The 21,151-nt window shown below is 45.1% G+C and carries 21 protein-coding genes and 1 riboswitch; of the genes, 1 reads left to right on the top strand and 20 read right to left on the bottom strand.

The window, feature by feature from the left end; all coding sequences use genetic code 11:
- Position 1 precedes the first annotated feature (1 nt).
- From rsmB to J9317_RS09155, 10 genes are all read right to left on the bottom strand, one after another.
- Entirely contained in the window at positions 2–1,345 is a 1,344-nt protein-coding gene (gene rsmB, locus J9317_RS09200) for a 16S rRNA (cytosine(967)-C(5))-methyltransferase RsmB (protein WP_211558042.1), read from the bottom strand.
- On the bottom strand, positions 1,346–2,284 hold the full coding sequence (gene fmt / locus J9317_RS09195; protein ID WP_211558040.1) for a methionyl-tRNA formyltransferase: 939 nt from the start codon (positions 2,282–2,284) through the stop codon (positions 1,346–1,348).
- A 5-nt stretch (positions 2,285–2,289) separates the two neighbouring features.
- A complete protein-coding gene (gene def / locus J9317_RS09190) occupies positions 2,290–2,772 on the bottom strand; it encodes a peptide deformylase (RefSeq protein ID WP_211558038.1) in 483 nt (160 codons plus the stop codon).
- Positions 2,773–2,898: 126 nt separating this feature from the next.
- Positions 2,899–5,310 carry a primosomal protein N' gene (gene priA, locus J9317_RS09185; protein WP_211558036.1) on the bottom strand — a complete coding sequence of 804 codons (2,412 nt, stop codon included), beginning with the start codon at positions 5,308–5,310 and terminating at the stop codon, positions 2,899–2,901.
- Entirely contained in the window at positions 5,307–6,521 is a 1,215-nt protein-coding gene (gene coaBC / locus J9317_RS09180; protein ID WP_211558034.1) for a bifunctional phosphopantothenoylcysteine decarboxylase/phosphopantothenate--cysteine ligase CoaBC, read from the bottom strand. Before coaBC ends, priA begins: the two co-directional genes overlap by 4 nt.
- A 213-nt stretch (positions 6,522–6,734) precedes the next feature.
- Positions 6,735–6,935 carry a DNA-directed RNA polymerase subunit omega gene (gene rpoZ, locus J9317_RS09175; protein ID WP_211558033.1) on the bottom strand — a complete coding sequence of 67 codons (201 nt, stop codon included), beginning with the start codon at positions 6,933–6,935 and terminating at the stop codon, positions 6,735–6,737.
- A gap of 4 nt (positions 6,936–6,939) precedes the next feature.
- Positions 6,940–7,557: a guanylate kinase gene (gmk, locus tag J9317_RS09170; RefSeq protein WP_211558032.1), complete on the bottom strand. Its 618-nt coding sequence runs from the start codon at positions 7,555–7,557 to the stop codon at positions 6,940–6,942.
- 15 nt (positions 7,558–7,572) lie between these two features.
- Entirely contained in the window at positions 7,573–7,836 is a 264-nt protein-coding gene (gene remA / locus J9317_RS09165) for an extracellular matrix/biofilm regulator RemA (RefSeq protein ID WP_035412829.1), read from the bottom strand.
- 65 nt (positions 7,837–7,901) lie between these two features.
- Entirely contained in the window at positions 7,902–8,777 is an 876-nt protein-coding gene (locus tag J9317_RS09160) for a YicC/YloC family endoribonuclease (protein WP_211558031.1), read from the bottom strand.
- A gap of 165 nt (positions 8,778–8,942) precedes the next feature.
- On the bottom strand, positions 8,943–11,615 hold the full coding sequence (locus J9317_RS09155; protein WP_211562253.1) for a cation-translocating P-type ATPase: 2,673 nt from the start codon (positions 11,613–11,615) through the stop codon (positions 8,943–8,945).
- Positions 11,616–11,911: 296 nt separating this feature from the next.
- On the opposite strand from J9317_RS09155, the gene J9317_RS09150 reads away from it, so the two are divergent.
- Positions 11,912–13,621, top strand: coding sequence for an Rqc2 family fibronectin-binding protein (locus J9317_RS09150; protein WP_211562252.1), 1,710 nt, complete (start codon positions 11,912–11,914; stop codon positions 13,619–13,621).
- A 45-nt stretch (positions 13,622–13,666) separates the two neighbouring features.
- Here the strand turns inward: J9317_RS09150 and J9317_RS09145 are convergent, their stop codons facing one another.
- The 10 genes from J9317_RS09145 to J9317_RS09100 form a co-directional block, all read right to left on the bottom strand.
- Positions 13,667–14,068 (bottom strand): hypothetical protein, encoded by a 402-nt coding sequence (locus J9317_RS09145; RefSeq protein ID WP_211558030.1) that lies wholly within the window; start codon positions 14,066–14,068, stop codon positions 13,667–13,669.
- Positions 14,069–14,070: 2 nt separating this feature from the next.
- Positions 14,071–14,250, bottom strand: coding sequence for an FbpB family small basic protein (locus J9317_RS09140; RefSeq protein WP_211558029.1), 180 nt, complete (start codon positions 14,248–14,250; stop codon positions 14,071–14,073).
- A gap of 570 nt (positions 14,251–14,820) precedes the next feature.
- The gene (locus J9317_RS09135; protein WP_211558028.1) at positions 14,821–15,327 is read right to left on the bottom strand and encodes a precorrin-2 dehydrogenase/sirohydrochlorin ferrochelatase family protein; all 507 of its coding nucleotides are present in this window, start codon (positions 15,325–15,327) and stop codon (positions 14,821–14,823) included.
- A 3-nt stretch (positions 15,328–15,330) separates the two neighbouring features.
- A complete protein-coding gene (locus J9317_RS09130) occupies positions 15,331–16,086 on the bottom strand; it encodes a sirohydrochlorin chelatase (protein ID WP_211558025.1) in 756 nt (251 codons plus the stop codon).
- Positions 16,087–16,860, bottom strand: a complete 774-nt coding sequence (cobA, locus tag J9317_RS09125) for a uroporphyrinogen-III C-methyltransferase (RefSeq protein ID WP_211558023.1) — start codon at positions 16,858–16,860, stop codon at positions 16,087–16,089. It abuts the gene before it with no gap.
- A gap of 65 nt (positions 16,861–16,925) precedes the next feature.
- A complete protein-coding gene (gene cysC / locus J9317_RS09120) occupies positions 16,926–17,540 on the bottom strand; it encodes an adenylyl-sulfate kinase (RefSeq protein ID WP_211558021.1) in 615 nt (204 codons plus the stop codon).
- Entirely contained in the window at positions 17,537–18,691 is a 1,155-nt protein-coding gene (sat, locus tag J9317_RS09115) for a sulfate adenylyltransferase (protein ID WP_211562250.1), read from the bottom strand. The genes cysC and sat overlap by 4 nt, the downstream gene beginning before the upstream one ends.
- A 42-nt stretch (positions 18,692–18,733) precedes the next feature.
- The gene (cysP, locus tag J9317_RS09110) at positions 18,734–19,795 is read right to left on the bottom strand and encodes a sulfate permease (RefSeq protein ID WP_211562248.1); all 1,062 of its coding nucleotides are present in this window, start codon (positions 19,793–19,795) and stop codon (positions 18,734–18,736) included.
- A gap of 13 nt (positions 19,796–19,808) precedes the next feature.
- Positions 19,809–20,510 carry a phosphoadenylyl-sulfate reductase gene (locus J9317_RS09105; RefSeq protein WP_211558019.1) on the bottom strand — a complete coding sequence of 234 codons (702 nt, stop codon included), beginning with the start codon at positions 20,508–20,510 and terminating at the stop codon, positions 19,809–19,811.
- 123 nt (positions 20,511–20,633) lie between these two features.
- Positions 20,634–20,747, bottom strand: a complete 114-nt coding sequence (locus J9317_RS09100; protein WP_431190701.1) for a YezD family protein — start codon at positions 20,745–20,747, stop codon at positions 20,634–20,636.
- A gap of 94 nt (positions 20,748–20,841) precedes the next feature.
- Positions 20,842–20,947, bottom strand: a riboswitch (SAM riboswitch).
- Between the last annotated feature and the right edge of the window lie 204 nt (positions 20,948–21,151).

Below are 21,151 nucleotides of genomic sequence, written 5' to 3'. Positions count from 1 at the left end.
ACTACACCTTCTTTTTTAATCTCGTGATGAAAAATCCATCTGTTTCAAAATAATGCGGAAGAATTTGCAGCTTTCCGCCGTTGATATATGGGTGAACCTTCTCCGGAAGGAACTGTTTTAAGGAATCATCTTCTTCAAAATCTGGGTGGGACGCAAGGAAATCAGCGATAACCTCTTCGTTTTCTTCCTTATCGATCGTACACGTACTATAGACAAGTGTACCACCTTTTTTAAGCAAACGCGAAGCCGAATCCAGCAGCTCCTGCTGAATGGCAGACAGTCTGATAACATCATCGGCATTTTTTGCATATTTTATATCCGGTTTTCTTCGGATTACACCAAATCCTGAGCAAGGGGCATCTACAAGAATTTTGTCAAACTTGACTCCATTGAGTTTTAGTGGAGCCTCCCTTGCATCCATGACCTGAGGAGAAATGTTGATAAGGCCTGCCCGATTAGCCTGTTCCTCAATTAGTTTCACTTTATGTTTGTGAAGATCAAGAGAAACAACCTCACCTGTGCCCTCCATCATTTCAGCCATATGCAATGACTTTCCTCCAGGCGCAGCACATGCATCAAGCACTGCATCATTTTTTACTGGATTCACGGCTCTTGCTGTAAGCATGGAGCTTTCATCCTGAATGGACAGCTTTCCTGCTTTAAACAGGCTGCTTTTTGATACGTTGCCTTTTTTCAGGATAACCGCATCCTCTGAAAGAACTCCTTTTGCAGCGTCGAAAGATTCTTCTAGAAGACCTTCAACGGCCTCTTCAACTGTAAGATGCATTCGGTTGACCCTCGCTGAAGCGACAGGCGGCTTAAGATGCACTTCGCACATTTTTCGTGTGTTATCCAATCCATACTGATCTGCCCATTTTTCCACCAGCCAGACCGGATGGCTGGTTTCAAGCGCCAAACGCTCAATGGGATCTTCTATTTCATTCAGTGAAGGCACGCCCTCTCTTTGAACAGCGCGAAGGACCCCATTTACAAACCCGGCAATGCCTTTATGCCCTTTCTTTTTGGAGATTTCGACTGCTTCAAAAAAGATCGCTCTTTCTGGGATGCGGTCAAGGTACTCCATTTGATAAAGGGACATTCTAAGCAAAATCCGTACCCATAATTCCATTTTTTTTGCTTTGGAGATGAAAGGCTCTAAATAATAATCAAGCGTCATTTTCCTTTGGAGTGTTCCGTATACAAGCTCTGTGAATAAGGACACGTCTTTAGGTGACAAATTACTTTTCTGAATTGTGGTATTGAGCAGAAGATTGCTGTATGCCTGATTCTTCTCAATGGCAATCAATGCTTCTACGGCTAATTCTCTTACATTTGCTGTTTTCATTTATTCACCAAGTTTCGTTCCGGGAGTAATCTGGCTGCCGCGCAAAAAGTCTTCCCCGCTCATTTTTTTCTTGCCTGACGGCTGAAGTTCGACTATTTTAATGGCAGTGCCGTTTCCTGAAGCCACAACAAAACCGTCAGAGTCAACCCCAATGACCGTGCCTGGTTCAGATGGATTCGAACTTTTTATTTTTTCTCCCCGCCAAATTTTCACCGTTTGGCCCTCCAAAGTGGTGAAAGCAACCGGCCAGGGATTTAACCCGCGAATATGGTTGTAAATTTCTTCACCTGTTCTCGTCCAGTCGATCTTTTCCTGTTCACGCTTAATATTGGAAGCAAAGGTGGCCTTTGAATCGTTTTGCTTAATCGGCTTAAGTTTGCCTTCGAGAAGCATTGGAAGGGTTTCGGATAAAAGTTCTGTTCCCGCTTTGCTTAGTTTATCATGCAAAGTACCGACGTTATCTTCTTCTGTAATGACAACCTCTGCTTGTGTCAGGATATCCCCGGCATCAAGTTTTTCGGCCATGTACATAATGGTAATTCCTGTTTTTTCTTTCCCCTGTAAAATGGAGTAATGAATCGGTGCACCGCCGCGAAGTTCCGGGAGCAGGGAAGCATGGACGTTGATGCAGCCGTGCTTTGGCGCTTCCAGCAGCTCATTCGGCAGAATTTGTCCGAATGCCGCCGTTACAACCAGATCAGGTTTTAATGCCAGCACTTGGTCGAGATCCTTTTGATGGCGGATTTTCTCCGGCTGCAAAACCTCAATACCATGCTTTAGCGCCTCCGTTTTGACCGGGGGCGGTGTCAGTTCTTTTTTGCGGCCTTTTGGACGGTCCGGCTGGGTTACTACACCGACCACATTGTACCCTTCATCTACGAGCCTTCTTAGAACAGGAACAGAAAAATCAGGAGTTCCCATGAATACGATTCTTGTCATTTCGTTCATCCTTCCATTTCCTCGAGCTCTCCATCTTCATAGTATCGAAGAACTTTTGTGGTAAAAAGAGTGCCATCCAGATGGTCAATTTCATGCTGAAGGGCTCTTGCCAAAAAACCGTCTGCTTCCACAGTAAAAGGTTTGCCTTTTCGATTGAGCGCATGCACTTTCACATAATCCGCGCGTTTTACTTCACCAAACAGTCCCGGGAAGCTCAAGCATCCTTCCGGTCCAGTCTGTTCACCGCGGGAGTTAATAATTTTCGGGTTAATCATTTCGATTTTTCCATAATCATCGCCGATATCCACTACAGCGATTCGTTTTGCAACACCTACTTGAGGGGCAGCTAATCCAACCCCATCCGCCTCTATCATGGTTTCATACATATCTTTAAGCAAACGGGTCAATTCTCTATCAAACACAGTCACTTTCTCACAGGACTGCTCAAGGATTGGATCCGGGTGCTCTGCAATTTTCAGTATAGCCATAAAAGGTTCCTCCCTCACTATTTTGAATTGTTCACCGGTTACCGAGAAAATAAAAACTTCGGCAGCAGCACGCTTTCTTCAGACCCAATTACATATATAAAACCGGCACCGGCCGGTCTTAGGATGTCACATTAAAGTTGTCGGGTTCAAATCTATTGAAATTGCGAGTTCATCTCTTGCCATTTCCTGCTGATAGCGATCCATCACTTTTTTCAGCAAAGGGATCAGTTTTTCATCCCGTTTGTATTTTATCATGCATTGATAACGATATCTATTCTTGATCCTGGGGATCGGTGATGCAACGGGACCGAGCACCTTTGTATGAGGATCAAGATTCTGGATAAGAAACTGGGCGATATTTTCCATAACTGACGAAGTTTTAAGCAAATCTGGATGCGATACATTCACAACCGCGAGATAATAAAACGGCGGATAGGCATGCTGTTTTCTTTCCATCATTTCCCTCTCGTAAAAGCCATCAAAATGGTGATCCTTCGCGAGCTGGATGCTGTAGTGGTCCGGGGTATACGATTGTATGACCACTTCACCGGACAATTCATGCCTGCCCGCTCTGCCGCTCACCTGTGTAAGCAGCTGAAAGGTTTTCTCTGCAGCCCTGAAATCCGGCAGGTGGAGCATCGTATCTGCAGCAAGCACGCCTACAAGAGTGACATTGGGAAAATCGAGGCCCTTTGCAATCATTTGCGTTCCAAGCAGGATATCTGCTTTACCATCCCCAAATTGTCCGAGCAGCCGTTCATGGGCCCCTTTTCTTGAAGTTGTATCAACATCCATTCGGATTACACGCGCTTCAGGCAGCACCTTTGCAAGCTCTTCCTCCACCTTTTGAGTTCCCGTTCCGAAAAAGCGGATATGCTCGCTGCTGCACTCCGGACATACAGAAGGCATCGGGGCTTCATGTGCACAGTAATGACATTTTAGTTTATTTCCCTGGCGGTGGTATGTCATCGAAATATCACAATTTGGACATTGAATCACATAGCCGCAGTCCCGGCACATAACAAAGGCGGAAAATCCCCTTCTGTTCAAAAACAGAACCGTTTGTTCTTTTCGGTCCAGCCTGAGCTGGAGCTGCTCAAAAAGATCTGATGAAAACATCGAACGGTTTCCTTTTCTCAGCTCTTCTCTCATATCAACAATATTCACCTCAGGCAGGGCACGGCTGTTCACACGCTCTCTTAATGGAAGGAGATGATAGACCCCTTTGATTGCCCTTGCAAATGATTCAAGGGAAGGAGTCGCACTTCCTAATACGACTGGACAGCGGTAGCTTTCAGCTCTGCGAATCGCGACATCACGGGCATGATATTTCGGATTTTCTTCCTGTTTATAGCTTGATTCATGCTCCTCATCAATTACGATGATTCCAAGGTTTTCAAAAGGGGCAAATATTGCAGAGCGGGCACCGACGGCCAGCTGTACTTCTTTGCGCTGAATTTTCCGCCATTCATCGTATTTCTCTCCCGTCGACAATCCGCTGTGCAATACAGCGACCTTGGAACCGAACCGGCCTTTAAACCGATCAACCATTTGCGGAGTCAGGGAAATTTCAGGAACGAGCACAATGGCCTCTTTTCCCTCTTTCATGACCCGGTCGATGGCTTGAAGGTACACTTCTGTTTTCCCGCTGCCTGTAACGCCGTACATCATAAAGACTTCATGCCTGCCGGCTTCAATCGAATCCAGAATCGGAGCGATGGCGGTTTGCTGTTCATTGGTAAGCGCCATATTTTTCGTTTGCTTAAAGGTTCGATGCTCGAATGGATCACGATATATTTCCATCCATTTTTCAGCCAATATCCCTTTTTGAACAAGAGATTTAATGGAAGAATCACTTGCATTCACTCTTGCTTTCAAATCGGAAATTGAAATCTCGCTCTTTTGGGAAGCTATAATATAATCAAGAACCGCTTTTTGCCTGCCTGCTTGTGCCGGCATTTCCTCTGCTGTTCTCTTTAAGGTTTCAAAATCCGCTGCAGGTGTCAAATACCGGACTTTTTTTTGCTTTCCTTTTTGGGATACTTGGTAGACAACTTCTAATGTCCCTTTTTTAATCTCCTTTTGCAGAGCAGCGAAAAGATTGTGAGCTTCTGCGTCCTTCCAGGATAAATCCTGGTTGTTTTCGAATAGAGCAGCAAGCTCTGGGGACATTTCACCGCTGCTCCGGGTAAGACAAATCCTTTTTTCATATTTTGCTTTCATGGCTGCCGGAAGCATGGCCTGAAAAGCCGAAATCTGGAAACACAGCGTTTTTTCTGTAAGCCACTTTCCCAGTTCAAGCAATTCATCCGTTAAAGCAGGCGTCAAATCAAAAAGCTCTGAGATCTTCTTCAACTTGCTGACTTCTGAGGCTGAGGTCACTTCTATTACAAATCCCTGCACTTTTCGCGGGCCAAACGGTACAATCACCCTGATGCCCGGTACAATGACATCCTTCCACTGATCCGGGATTAAATAATCAAAGGGCCTGTCCGTCTGCATGGCAGGGACATCGACCACTACCCTTGCAATTTTCATTCTTCTTTCTCCGTATTAAGCATTGAAGCAACCTCCAGCAAAATACTCTCGGCAACCTTATTTTTAGACATTAAAGGCAGCTCCTTACTGGTTCCTTCTTTGCGGTGGATTGTAACTAGATTGGTATCAGCAGCAAAGCCGGCTCCCTGAACTGTTACATTATTTGAGATGATCAAATCGAGATTTTTCTTCACGAGTTTTGCCATTGCATATTCATGTACATGGTCTGTTTCTGCAGCAAACCCCACTAAAAGCTGATGCTGTTTTCTTTCACCGAGTGTTTTTAATATATCTGCTGTCCGTTCCATTTCAATGGATAGCGGACCTTCCTGTTTTTTCATTTTATGCTGCATGCGGTGTGCGGGACGATAATCAGCCACAGCTGCAGATTTTATAACAGCATCCTGCCGATCAAATCGTTCCATTACCTCGTTCAGCATTTCCTCAGCTGATTGAATCCTTACAACAGCTGCTCCGTAAGGATCCTCCAAATGGGAAGGTCCGGTAATAAGCGTTACTTCCGCCCCCATCTCCGCAGCCCTCTCAGCAAGTGCAAATCCCATCTTGCCTGTGGAACGGTTTGAGAAATACCGTACAGGGTCGATTGGTTCCACAGTTGGACCGGCTGTAATCAGAATTTTTTTTCCTTTTAAAGGTCCACGTCCATCAATACGAAAGTGGCTTTGAATAAGGCGGACGATTTTTTCAGGCTCTTCAAGCCTTCCGCGCCCGACATATCCGCACGCTAAATACCCCTCGCTCGGTTCGATAAACCGGTATCCATACTCAAAAAGCGTCTGGATATTCCGTTTTACTGCAGGGTGATCATACATATGGACGTTCATGGCCGGTGCAATCCAAACTGGTGCTGTGGCAGCAAGCATAGTGGTAGTCAGCATATCGTCTGCAAGACCGTTGGCCAGCTTGCCGATTACATTGGCGGTGGCCGGTGCGATGACAATCAAATCCGCCCAGTCTGCCAAATCAATATGAGCAATTACCTTTGAATCTTTTTCATCAAAGGTATCTGTAAATACATCATGTCTTGAGAGTGCCTGAAAGGTCAGCGGCGAAACAAATTCGCAGGCCGAGGCAGTCATGATCACTTTTACATCATAACCTGCCTGCGTAAGCTTGCTTGTTAGAGCAGCGGCTTTATAAACGGCAATGCCTCCGCTTACTCCCAGCAGAATCTTTTTCTTATCTCCCATTGTAAACCCCCGCCATCATTGTTATTTGTCTATCATTTTACCAATGTTTCAAGGAATGCCAAAGCAGAAGACTCCATTAAATTTCTCTCCATAAAAATAGGCCGCCCCATTGCAACCGGGCGGCATTTAACAGTCAGCCTTCAGAGAAAAGGTGAAAAGCTAATGGCTTTCAGATTGAGCGGGTCAGCCTTGAGAGGCGCAAAGCAAACAGAATTAATTCTCTTCTTTATCGTAAAAAAGCAGTCCTGCATCGATTTCTTCCAAAGCTTTTCCTACAAACTTATGCGAAATCGGTTTTTGAATCTGCTGGTCCTTGTAAATCTGCATTTCTCTAGCACGTTTCGATGCTACCGTTACAAGTGTGTATTTTGAATCAAGTTTATTCATCAACGAGTCAATAGAAGGATTTAACATAGGGTTATTCGACCTCCGAAATTTTCTTTTTATATCTTGGGGCAACACGTTCGCGGCGGCAATGCTCAGCCGTGACGATTGCTTTGATTCTGTCGCAGGCTAGATTTACCTGATCATTTTCAACAACATAATCATAGGCATCCATCAAAAGTATTTCTTCTTTAGCGGCAAGCAGGCGGTTTTCAATGATATCTGCTGATTCCGTCCCGCGCGTCACAATCCGATTTTTCAATTCATCTAGGGATGGCGGCATAAGGAAGATAAATAATCCTTCCGGAAACGCTTTTCGCACCTGAAGGGCACCCTGCACTTCAATTTCCAGAAATACATCTTTCCCTTCACTCAGCGTCTTTTCCACATAATCGACTGGAGTCCCATAGTAGTTGCCTACGAATTCTGCCCATTCCAGCAGTTTTTCATTCTCGATCATTTCTTCAAACTCTTCACGGGACTTAAAGAAATAATCGATGCCGTCGACTTCGCCTGTACGCGGCTTTCTTGTTGTTACGGATATGGAATAATGGAATTTTGTATCATCCTGAGAAAAAATCTCTTTTCTGACTGTACCTTTTCCGACTCCCGAAGGACCTGAAAGGACAATGAGCAGTCCTCTTTCTTTCATAGCTTTCAATAACCCCTACCCTTCATCAGATAACTCTTCTTTATTTGATAGTCTGTGTGCCACAGTTTCAGGCTGTACGGCGGATAATATAATATGATCGCTGTCCATAACGACAACGGCCCTCGTTCTGCGTCCATACGTGGCGTCAATGAGCATGCCGCGGTCCCGGGCATCCTGGATGATCCTTTTAATAGGTGCAGATTCAGGGCTGACGATGGAGATAATTCGATTAGCTGATACAATATTTCCAAAACCGATATTAATGAGTTTAATGTTCAACGTTTGCTCCCCCTATATGATACCAGCTCTAGTTTAGCCTGAAAAATGGCGGTCTAAACAGGCGCCTATTCCACGTTTTGGACCTGTTCCTTTATTTTTTCAATGGCGCTTTTCAGCTCCACTGCATATGCTGCGATTCGGCTGTCATTGGCTTTAGAGCCAATGGTATTGGCTTCGCGGTTCAGCTCCTGCACGATAAAATCGAGCTTTCTGCCAATTGCCTCATCCGAATTAAGCGCCTGGCTGAACTGCTGAAGATGACTGTATATGCGGGTAACTTCTTCTGTAATATCGGCTTTTTCTGCAAAAATGGCTGCTTCAGTCAGAATCCTCGACTCTTCCGCTTCGGTCTGCAGCAATTCCTGCAGCTTGATGGAAAGCTTTGCCGTATAGGTCTTTTGGACACCTGGAGCAATTGCTTCTATTTGCTCCGCAGCCCTCCGAACATCACTCAGCCTGATTTCAATATCTTTAAGCAGATGTTTCCCCTCGCTCAGCCTCATTTCACTAAGCTCTATGACCGCGGTTTCTACCGTTTCAAGAATTTCTTCAGCCAAACCGCTTTGATCCCCGTATTCTTCCCGGACATCAAACACGTCTTCTATTTTTAATAGACCATCCAATGAAAGCTGGCCGTTCAAGCCGTACCGTTCTTTCATTTTTGATGCAGCTTCCGTCAGCTGATCAAGCAGATTCCAGTCAACACTGACAGTACGCCTAGCAATCGGCTCTCCGTCAATTGTTATGTATGCTTCTAATCGGCCCCTGCGGATCCGGCCGGAGATTACTTTTTTGATTTTATCCTCTGCGGACATAAGTTGTCTAGGCATTTTTACACTAATCTCACAGAAGCGGTGATTAACCGATTTCATTTCAACTGAAATCTTCCGTCCATCCTTCTCATGAACGGCCCTTCCGAACCCTGTCATGCTTGCTATCATTATGATCACTTCCGTTTTCCAAGAATGAATTGGAAATATAAGATGTTTCTGCAAACCTTGCTGCCGAAAAATTTTACGCGGCAAATAAACAGCAATCATTTAGAAAGAAGAAAAAATAAAAAGGTAATAGACGCGCTATTACCTTGTGAATTATATCATAACAGGTTAGGATTTTCTTGTTAAAAGTGAACCGGCCAGTAAAAATGTAGGAAGCGAGGCCATTCCCAATATAAGAATCCAATCTCTCGGGATGATGGATACCGTCTTAAAAATCGGCTGGAGCGGCGGATAATAGATAACTACAAGCATAAGCAGAATGGAGGAAGCGACCGCACCTATTAAGTATAAATTTTCAAATGGATTGCGGTCAAAAATGGATTTCTCGCTGCGGCAGTCGAATACATGAATGAGCTGAGCCATTACGAGTGTTGAAAACGCAACAGTCTGAGCGTATGCAAGATTTTCAGGATCACGGTTGTATATAAACATGAAGGCCGCCAGTGTTGCTGCTCCAATCAGGAATCCCCTTGAAATAACCTTCCAGCCGAGCTTTCTTGCAAATACCCCCTCTTTAGGATGCCGCGGTTTGCGGTTCATCAGATTTCCTTCAGGCTGATCGAGGCCAAGCGCCATTGCAGGCAGTCCATCTGTCACCAGATTCACCCAAAGGATCTGTATAGGTACTAAAGGCAGCGGCAGAGCAAGAAGCATCGCAAACAGCATAACCAGTATTTCTCCTACATTGGATGCGAGCAGGTAGCGGATGAATTTCCGGATATTCTCATATATGTTTCTTCCTTCGCGGATCGCGGATTTAATGGTAGCAAAGTTGTCATCTGCCAGAACAAGCGATGACGCTTCCTTCGCAACATCGGTCCCGGTAATGCCCATTGAAATGCCGATGTCTGCAGCTTTAATTGCGGGGGCATCATTCACACCGTCTCCCGTCATCGCCACGATATGCCCGCGTTTTTGAAAGGCTTTAACAATCTTAAGCTTATGTTCAGGTGAAACCCTTGCAAAAACATAAACATCCTCTACAACCTTCTCTAAATCATCAGAAGAAAGCTTGTTCAGTGCCGCGCCGTCCATTACCTTTCCATTGTGAGGCAGCAGGTCAAGCTGCTTCGCTATAGCCCTTGCAGTAATAACGTGGTCCCCTGTAATCATGATGGTTTTAATTCCCGCTGCCCGGCATTCTTTTATAGCCTGCTTGACCTCAGGTCTTGGCGGATCAATCATTCCCTGCAGTCCAACAAACACTAGATCCTTTTCTGCATCTTCCTGTTTAAACACCCCGTCCCGGCCGATCGGCTTATAGGCAATGGCAATGGTCCTTAGCGCTTTGGACGCCATGCTTTCAATTGATTCTTTAATACGCTGTTCATATTGTGACGACATGGACTGCTGCCTGTCTTCCCAAAGAACCTGACCTGCAATGCCAAGAAGGACGTCAGGTGCACCCTTTGTCACTACAAAACGCTTCCCGGCAGAATCCTCTGCGATGACACTCATCATTTTCCTTGTAGAATCAAAAGGGAACTCTTCGATTATCGTAAATCTTTTGCTAAGGGCCTCTCTTGTCATTCCCGCCTTCATTCCGGCAATTAGCAAAGCGCCTTCTGTTGGATCCCCGTCAATCCTCTTTTCAGCATCCGTTTCGGTTAATTCAGCAGTATTGCACAGCATTCCGAACGTTAATATCTGCTGAAGCGCTTTTTCTTCTTTCAGGACAACCGTTCTTTCCTTATACGTAAATTCCCCATTTACATCAAAGCCCGTTCTCGATACCTTCCACTGTTTTCCGCCTGACCATATATCGGTTACGGTCATTTTATTTTGAGTCATCGTCCCGGTCTTATCAGAACAGATGACCGAAGCACACCCAAGCGTTTCCACCGCCGGCAGCTTCCTGACTATGGACTTTTGCTTGATCATCCGCTGCACGCCAAGTGATAACGCAACGGTGACAATCGCCGGCAAGCCTTCCGGTATGGCTGCAACCGCAAGGGATACCCCGGCAAGGAACATTGAATATAAGCTGTGACCCTGGATCACGCCCACGCCCACGACGAGCGCAGTTAAAATGAGAGCAACCACAATCAGGATCTTTCCAAGCTGTTCAAGACGTTTTTGAAGCGGTGTATCCATCGCTTCAGCAGACTGCAGCAAATCAGCGATTTGTCCCATCGCCGTTTTCATCCCCGTTGCTACCACCATTCCAATTCCGCTTCCTCTTGTAACAAGCGTCCCCATAAAGGCCATGTTTGTTAAATCACCAAGTCCCGCCTCTTTTACATTCAAAGGGTCCTGAGATTTTTGAACAGGTACGGATTCTCCCGTCAATGCAGACTCCTCTATTTCCAGACTTTTTACGGATAACAGCCTTAAGTCGGCCCCAATTCTGTCCCCTGCCGTAAATTTAATAATGTCCCCTGGCACTAATTCTCTGGAAGGAATCCTGATCCACTCACCTTCCCTAAGACAGCTGACCTGAGGTGCGGAAAGCTGTTTCAGGGCTTCAAGCGATTTTTCAGCCCGTCTTTCCTGGAAAAACCCCAGAATGCCATTCATCAGCACAATCGCCACAATCGCAACAGCATCAATGTATTCCCCTAAAAATGCAGAAATGATGGTAGCCCCAAGCAAAACGAGTACCATAAAATCTTTAAACTGCCCTAAAAATAATAAAAGCGCGGAAGTCTTTTCCGCCTCCTGCAGCTCGTTATAGCCAAATTTACCATAGCGGGAATGTACCTCTCTGTCCGAAAGGCCTGTATCCCGGTCGGTGTTAACGGACTCCGCCACATCGTGAATCTCCATCTCATGCCATTTCATGATCTGCATATGCACCCCTTGCTCCAAATTGGTCAAGCCCTTCTCTATCATCATCCTATTCAGACAAGCACAGAAAGATGACTTAAAAAAGAAGGTACAGCATCCGTCTCTAGATGCACGCTCATTAAAAAAGTCATTTATAGTGAAAGATAGTGGCTTTACACGTTATAATAGAGGGAAACGTCTGTAAACGGCGGCTTTAGTACCGGCATTCCGGACTAATGAGAAACGTATTCAGGGAAATGCAAATAGAGGACCATCCTCTAAATCTTTTTGAAACAGAGCAGGTGAAGGACATGTCGTTTGACGGAATTTTTACATATGCCATGACAAAAGAGCTTCAGGGAAAGCTTGAGAATGGCAGAATCTCTAAAATTTATCAGCCTTTTAAAAATGAACTGATTCTTCAGATCCGTTCTGGAGGCACCAATTATAAATTGCTGATCTCAGCACATCCGAGCTATGCAAGAATCCACTTAACCAATGAAAATTATGATAATCCCGCCTCCCCTCCTATGTTTTGCATGCTGCTGAGAAAGCATTTGGAAGGCAGTGTTATCGAACGCATCGAGCAAAAGGATATGGAGCGGATCATCATTTTTCATGTGAAAGGACGCAGTGAACTGGGGGATATCACCTATAAGGAACTGATCGTCGAAATTATGGGCCGCCACAGCAATATGGTGCTTGTTGACTCAGAACGGCAAGTTATACTCGACAGCATCAAGCATCTTCCTCCTGCAGTAAACAGCTATCGGACTGTATTGCCCGGGCATCCTTATGTGTTTCCCCCTAGCCAGGACAAAACGCAGCCTTTTGGATTGGACGAGGAAACGGTCTTAAAGAAGCTTGATTTCTTTGGAGGAAAACTTGACAAACAGCTTGTAGAGCATTTTGCAGGCATTTCCCCTCTGCTAGCCCGCGAGATTACTGAACGTTCAGGTATGGTCAATCGTGCAACCCTTCCAAAAGCATTTATAGAGACAATGAGTCGTCTTCAGCAGGGGGACTTGAATCCGGTCATGATTACAGGGCATGAAAAGGAAGCCTTTTATTTAACGGACCTCACCCATTTAAAAGGAGAAAGAAAATTTTTCGATTCCCTGAGCGAACTGCTGGACAGGTACTACTTCGGAAAAGCGGATCGCGACCGGGTAAAGCAGCAGGGTAATGATCTGGAGCGGTTTCTTCATAACGAACTGAAGAAAAATAAGTCAAAAATAAAAAAACTTCACCGGTCACTGAACGACGCGGAAGATGCAGAAAAATTCCAGCTTTATGGAGAGCTGCTGACCGCTAATTTATATTCCATTAAGCGCGGGGACAAGCAAGCGGAAGTGATTAATTATTATGATGAAAACGGAAGCACGATGACGATTGTCTTAAGCCCTCAGAAAACCCCCTCTGAAAATGCTCAGAGCTACTTTACTAAGTATCAAAAGGCTAAAAAATCAATTGCCCATATACATGAGCAATTGAGGCTGGCAGGAGAGGAAATTGACTACTTGGATAATCTTCTTCAGCAAATAGAGTCTGCTTCTCCTAAAGATTTAGAAGAAATCCGCGAAGAGCTTCAGGATGGCGGATATATGAAGAAGAAGGTTTTGAAAAAGGGCAAGAAAGCGAAAGTGGTTCTTCCCGTCTTAGAGCAGTACCTAGCATCAGACGGTACCGTCATCCTTGTCGGGAAAAACAACAAACAAAATGAATACTTAACCAACCGTGCTGCAGCGAGAGATGATACATGGCTTCATACGAAGGACATACCAGGCTCTCACGTCGTCATCAAATCTAAAAATCCCGCTGAGGCCACGATAATGGAAGCTGCAAATATTGCTTCCTATTACAGTAAGGCGAGAAGCTCTGGATCTGTTCCAGTTGACTTTACACTTGTCCGCCATGTGAAAAAACCAAGCGGTTCAAAACCCGGTTTTGTCATTTATGATCATCAGCAAACCGTTTTTGTTACGCCGGATCCGGATTTGGTTAAACGGCTAAAACAATAAAGAATGCAAAAAAGGAGCTGGGCTTATGCCCTGCTCCTTTTTCTGTTAATGACGATGTACCCGGCTGCGCTTCACCAGCTGATAAATTTTTCTGATTGCATAGATTAAGATAAAGATTCCAATCAAATTGATAAGAAATCCAATGATGGAACCGAAAATCCCCATGTTCGCAAGCAGGCTTCCGAACAGAAGGCCAGCTAATCCGCCTGCTATCAGTCCCTTCATGAGTGAACGGTTCTTCGCTTTAGAAACAGCGGAATTTTTACTGTTATTGTATTTGTTCACCTGCGGTTTTTTATCTAGAATGGAGGATCGGTTTCCCAATCCCCCGCTCTTTTTAAACCCTTTCGCTTCAACGGTTTTAACACCCTGATCTGGAATCAGGTTTGTTACCGGGGTAAAAAGCAGTGCGGCAGCTGTCATGGCAGCAATCATTTTTTTCATCATTTTTATCTTCTCCTATCGGGGTCTGCAAATTGGGTGTTTTTTTTACTTTTGCCTGGGTATACGACCGTATAACGGTCTTCAATTCTTTCTTCCAGTTTTTCCATCAAATCAGCATTGCTTGTCAGCTCCTGCTTATTTCTGCGTATGAATTCTTCCATTGAATATCTGACAGGTTTTCTCATGGCTATCCATTCCTTTCATTATCATAAAAATCAAAAGGGCGCCTTTACCATGCCGGTAAAAGCGCCCTGAATACAAAAATGCCTTTACCAACAATTTGGCAAAGGTCTCGCAAACAACGTTATGCTGCCAATAAAGCCGGAGACGGTAATCTCGTAATGACGACTTTATTTGAACTGCTACTCCCCTTTGGAGTTCATATGAACTTATAAATTTATAATACAGGAATTCTACCATTTTGTCAACTTGAGTATTGAAACAGTCAAAAAAGGGGGCTGTCCAGATAGTCCGTTTTCAAAGCTCTGATCGCATTTAAAGGTAGATTGGTTTGGGCTGATTTCCGCTGCAGGCTGCTTGCTTATCCTTGGGCGGGCGGAGAGCCTCCGCGGCGCAAGCGCCTGCGGGATCTCACCTGTCCCGCTGCTCCCGCAGGAGTCGCGCACCTTCCGCTCCAATCAGCCTATACAATAATTGTTCGAAAATATTATGTAAAAACCAAAACCCCCTGAATGCACAAAGCTTCAGGGGGTTTAGATTCAATCACTCTTTGCAGGGGTTATTGGACAGCCCCCTCATATTTCTTGATTCGTTTTACGCTTTTGTCTTTCATGGTAACTCTGTTCAAGCAATTCAAAGGTTTCATCTTCTATACTGCCAATGAGGTTTGAACAGATTTCTTTGGCCATTGCAGGACTTGATCCACCTGTAGATACGGCAACAGTCAGTCTTCCTCTTGAGGCACGCATGGGTACCTCGACATTTCCATCCTTCGCTTCATCTGCAATGTTCACAAGCTGCAGTGGATGAATCTGTTCGGCAATGCGTTTATTCGCCATACGGTCATCCGTTGCAGCGATGATTAGAAAGAAGCCTTTCAGGTCTTCCTTTCTTATCTTCCGCTTAATCCACTGAACTCTCCCCGACAAATGAAGCTCCCGTATTTCGTTTACCGCTTCAGGACTGATTACAGTGATGACGGCCTCTTCTTTAAGAAATACCATAAGCCTGCGGTACGCAATTTTCCCGCCGCCGGCAATGAGTACGGGTTTTTCGGAAAAATCAATCATAAGAGGAATCATAGCCTAACCTCCAATTTCAGCCTGTTCCTGCAGCTTCACTAAGGCTTCATGCACTCTTTTTGTAAAGGCAGCCTGTACATGCTTCGAAAAACCTACGTATGAACAAAGAGTGATACGCTTATCCGTATTGAGCATCCTGATTTCCTTTTCAATTCCATTCATGAGGAGGCCGGTGAACAGCAAATAAGGTACAATATATACTTTTTTCTCTGGAAACTCATGGATCCTTTTTAGCACCTCCGAAAAGGAAGGCTCTGCAGCTGTCAAATAGCATATAGTGACTTCAAGGCCCTCTGTTCTCTCCTCGACACCTTTCGCAATTTTCGCTAAGTCCCTTTTTACGTCCGGGTCAGAACTTCCTCTCCCTACAAGCAAAACTCTTGCATTTTCATCTGCAGGAAGCGGACTCAAGCGTTCAAGGATTGCTTCAGACATTTCCCCTTGAACGCCGATCGGAGCACCGTAGGAAACGGTAACAGACGGATGTTCTTTCATGACCGCTTCAAGCTCTTCCGGAATATCAGATTTAGCATGGGCAGCTGTCAAAAGGAGAACCGGAATAACTGCGATGGAGTCCGCGCCTTTCTCCAGACACGATTCAAATCCCTTTTTTATATCCGGTTCTGCAAGTTCCAGAAAACAAATTTCCTGAATGGGTGCTTGCACGTACTTTTTGCATGTTGAAATAAATTCTATGGCCTCATCACGCGCTTTTTTCACACGGCTTCCGTGGCATATATACAAAACAGCCTGCTTCATTTAGAGCGCCTCGCTTACTTGAGAATCTGTCCGGTCCTCTTTGAACCATTTGAGCTGCTCACGGTATGTAACCACTTCTCCAATGATAATCATGCTCGGATTGGAAATACCGCCCTGCTTTACAGCCTCATGGATGTCAGCCAGCGTTCCGGTTACGGTTCTTTGCTCATCTGTGCTCCCCCAGTGGATCACCGCTGCCGGAGTTTTAGCAGGTTTCCCGTGGGCTAGGAGCTGTTCCTGTATATATGGCAGCTGACTGATCCCCATGTAAATTGCAAGCGTATCTACTCCTCCGGCTAAGCTTTTCCAGCGGATGCTTTCTTCCTCCCCCTCTTTTCGATGGCCGGTTATGAATGCAACACTTCCGCTCGCTTCCCTGTGGGTCACTGGAATTCCTGCATAGGCAGCAGCAGCAATTCCGGATGTAATTCCCGGAACCACTTCAAATTCAATTCCATGTTTTACAAGTGCTTCCGCTTCTTCGCCGCCGCGGCCGAAAACAAACGGATCACCGCCTTTAAGCCGTGTTACCACTTGGCCGCCTTTAGCAAATTTTATAAGGAAACGGTTTATCGTTTCCTGTTTCATTGTATGATAATCCGGCAGCTTTCCGCAGTAAATGAGGTCAGCGCCTTCTTTAGCGTGCTTCAGCAATTCTTTATTCACGAGCCGGTCATATAAAATGGTATCGGCCTCCTGGATGCATCGCAGCCCTTTTACTGTGATCAAGTCCGGATCTCCCGGGCCTGCTCCCACGAGGTACACCTTCGACATCATTCATCCCTCCCTTGAATCATTATACCGTACAAGGGGTTTTAATTCCTTACTCGGAAACAGCCTTATGCATCTTTCAAGCTGATAAACTGTTTATTTTGTAAATAATGAAGAATCTGATCTGCGCATTCAGAAGGATTGAAATTCCCGCTGTCGAGGACAACTTCCGGCTGATCCGGTTTCTCATAAGGGGAATCGATTCCTGTAAACCCTTTGATTTCTCCGCTTCTTGCTTTCTTATACAATCCTTTTGGATCCCGTTCTTCGCATTTTTCAAGAGAACAGTCTGTAAACACTTCGACAAATTCATCTGCTTCCAGAAGGTCGCGCACCTGGCTCCGGTCTTCCTTAAACGGCGAGATAAAGGCTGTAATAACGACACTTCCTGCATCGGTAAACAGTTTGGATACTTCTCCGATTCTCCTGATATTTTCGCGGCGGTCGCTGTCAGAGAATCCGAGATCCCCATTAAGGCCATGGCGGACATTATCCCCGTCCAGCACATAAACCTGAACACCGTTTTCATAAAGCTTCCGTGCCAGTTCATTTGCAACGGTAGATTTGCCTGAGCCGGATAATCCGGTAAACCATACGACAAAGCTATGATGTCCATTCCTTTCTCTCCGCTCCTGTTTGGAAATGGACTGCTGATGCCATGTAACATTTGCAGACTGTGTCATCGAACTTCCTCCGCTTCTGCCTGTGACTCTTTCATCCCTTCAATCAGCACCTTAATGACTTCAGGCCGGCTGAAAGTGCTTGGAGGAACTTCTCCCTTACGAAGCATGTCTCTTACCTTTGTACCTGAAAGAATAACGCGATGCTCCGGATCGTGGGGACATGATTTGGTGGTAGCCATCCCTTCGCATTTGCTGCAGTAAAAGCTGTGCTCAAAACGAAGCGGTGTAATTCCGATTTCTTCCGGCCTAAATTCGTCAAATATATATTGTGCATCATACGTGCCGTAATAATCGCCGACACCTGCATGGTCTCTTCCAACGATAAAGTGGGTGCAGCCATAATTTTTCCGTACTAATGCATGAAAGATGGCTTCTCTTGGTCCTGCATATCTCATCGCTGCCGGGAAGACTCCAAGGAATACCCGTTCTTTCGGATAGTATTCATCCAAGAGAACTCCATAACTTTTCATTCTGATGGAAGCAGAAATATCATCTGATTTGGTCTCCCCGACAAGCGGGTTTAAGAAGAGGCCATCGACTGTTTCAAGAGCCGTTTTCTGAATGTATTCATGCGCCCGATGGACCGGGTTCCTCGTTTGGAAGCCAACAATCGTTTTCCAGCCTTTTTGTTCAAAAGCAGCTCTTGTTTCAGCCGGGTCAAAATAGTGATCTGGAAAATCAGGCTGCGTCCGTTTTATGAGCGTGATTTCTCCGCTAACGTAAAGCTCTCCTCTTGAGAATAATTTTTTCACCCCAGGATGGTTCCGGTCAGAGGTCCTGTAAACGTTAGCTGCTTCTTTTTCTTTATCCGGTTTGTAAATCTCCCCAATATCTATAAAACCATAGTCTTCTCCCTCAAAAACGAGCTTTGCCTGATCTCCGTTATTAAGTTCTTTAGCCTTCTTTTCAGAGATTGGAAGCGTAATAGGTATGGACCAAACCGTACCATCTGAGAGCTTCATTGTCTCTACTACACTGAGATAATCCTTCTCAGATAAAAATCCTGACAGCGGGCTATACCCTCCTATAGCGATAAGTTCCAAGTCGCTTAATGCCATAGCATCCAGTTCAATCGTTTTCTCTAAATGTCCCACATCCTTGCCCAAATCTGTTCGCTGTATTAGCTTTCCTCCATGCGGTGTTAAACTCATCATTAACTCCTCCTATTCAGATAAAACTACTTGGTTTCAAATTTAAATTCCTCCGCCTTGTTCATGCACAGAGCGCTTTTCTTTCTTTATTGCTTTCATTAAAGACAGAACTCCAAGCGTTGCAACCATGATCGCCAAGGCTGAAAATGTGGAATAAAAATCAGATTGTATAAACAGCTTGACCAAAACATATGAAATGGCCAGACTTACCAGCGGGGACACAATCCAAACTTTTACGATTTTTTTTACAATTCCTTTTTGAAAAACAATTGCTCCATTTTTAGCAGCAGCGGAAGCCATGATGGAAGTAGATGTAACTTGTGTTAAAGGAACGGGAAGTCCGAATAAGGAACTGATTGTGACAAGCAGAGCGCCTGTTCCCGAAATCACAATTCCCTCTGTTTTCGAAAGCCTTGTAATCTTCTTTCCATTTGTCTCCAATACCCGGCCGCCAAGGAAAACCGCACCCGCTGCTACGAATAGCCCGCCAATCCATACCCCTTGGTTTACGGAAATGACATCAGCCGCCACCAGCGGGCCGACAGCGTTGGCAACATTATTCATTCCGGCTGAGAATGCTTCAAAGAATCCTGCTGCAATCAGAAGATAGATCAGCATTTTTCCGCCTCTAGCCTCTAGCCTTGAAAAAAGCGGCTGGGAAGCTCTGCATATAAAATAGGTGATAAAAAATGCTGCAGCCGGAATGATAACCCAAAACATCATGATGACAAGAATGGATTGAACATATAAAGCATGATAGGCCACTCCCACTCCCACTACTGCACCCACTGTGACTTCACTGGTGGACAGCGGGATGCCCATCAAATTGGCCATAAATAAAGAGATGGCAGCAGATCCAATGATGACAAGCACGATTTGCATTGTGATCATCGACTGCGGAATAATGCCGGAGCTGATGGTTTTGATTACTTCTCCTCCCCCGAGGACAGCGCCAAGTACAACGCCCGCGCCGCAAAGCAGGAGTGCTGCCATTCTGCGTTTTATTGCCCCTGACCCGTACGCGACACCCATGGAAGCAGCCGCTCCGCTTGCGCCAATGTTCATCGCAAAAAATAAACTCAGGATGATTGCTGCAGCTTCAATCATAGCTGAGACCTCAACCGTGCAGACCGCATTCTGTTTTTTGGCTGCCGTTCCAGCGGCCGGATCTCGCATCATTTACATCGATGGCAGGCTGGGTGCATGGCTTGCATCCGATGCTCGGATAGCCTTGATCGTGGAGAACATTGTAGTCCAAATCATTTTTGTGGGCATACCGCCAGACATCTTTCCACGTCCAGTGAATAAGCGGGCAGATTTTTACATTTTCAAATTTATCATCCCTGTTCAGGAACTGGGTATTTTTTCTTGAAGGAGATTGCTCTCTGCGCAATCCGGATATCCATGCTTTTTCGCTGCTCATAACCTCGCGAAGAGGGAGCACTTTCCTGATTCTGCAGCATTCATTCGGATTCCTCTTCCATAGCTCATCCCCGTGCTTTGCAGCCTGTTCAGCTACACTTAGAGACGGTTTTTTCAAAAAAATATTTAAGGCAGGATACCGTGCCTTAACACGGTCAATCAAATCATAGGTTTCTTTGAAATGGAGCTCAGTATCTAAAAATACAATTCTCGCATCCTTTTTTATTTTCGATATGAGATCGATTAGAACAATTCCTTCAATACCAAAGCTGCATGCATAAACTAAATCATCCTGATAATGCGAATAGGCCCATTTTAAAACGTTGAGCGCTTCGATCGCTTTATCCTTATCTTCGAACTCCGGAACGGTTTCTGTCCAATTTTCGAATGTCAGCATTTATTTACACTCCCCTTTTTTCAAACCATTGCAAAAAGGCAGGAACGCGCCGCTGCATAAACAAAGAGCAGGCAAACCGTTCCCGCCTCTAGTTTGTCTAGTCAGCGTACTAATTTTGGATTTTTATTTTAGTCTGACTTTTTCATTTTTCTCTAGCTGAATGATCTTCCCATCCTGGACAACCAGGGTGATTGATCCGTATTTCATTGCCTGAAGCATTTCTTTTAGCTTTCCGATTACTTCTTCAAGCTGATCTAGCTCCCCCACGGACAGTCCCTCCCAATACAAAATAAAAAGCCTTCCATTTTAGAAAGACTTGTGAGGTGTATTCCCCTTATCTCCCAAAATGGATTCCATTTTGCTGGATTTAGCACCTTGCTGTTACGCAGGTTGCCGGGTTTCATAGGGCCAGGTCCCTCCACCTCTCTGGATAAGTATTGTGTGTTATTGATTTCAAATTTTAGCACAATTCGAACGATTGTCAACCCGAGTTATCGGGTAGGTTTTATAAAAAATCAAAATAGGTGCGAATTACCCAGTAATTTCTGCTGCATAGAAATATTTTTGGCAGCAGGATACAATTAGCTTAGGAGGTGAAATGTATTGAAAAAGACGATTGTTTCATGGAGCGGAGGGAAAGA

It is taken from the genome of Metabacillus flavus, assembly GCF_018283675.1.
GTDB lineage: Bacteria > Bacillota > Bacilli > Bacillales > Bacillaceae > Metabacillus_B > Metabacillus_B flavus.
The sequence above is the reverse complement of the archived record's forward strand: the minus strand, read 5'-3'. Positions and strand labels throughout refer to the sequence as shown.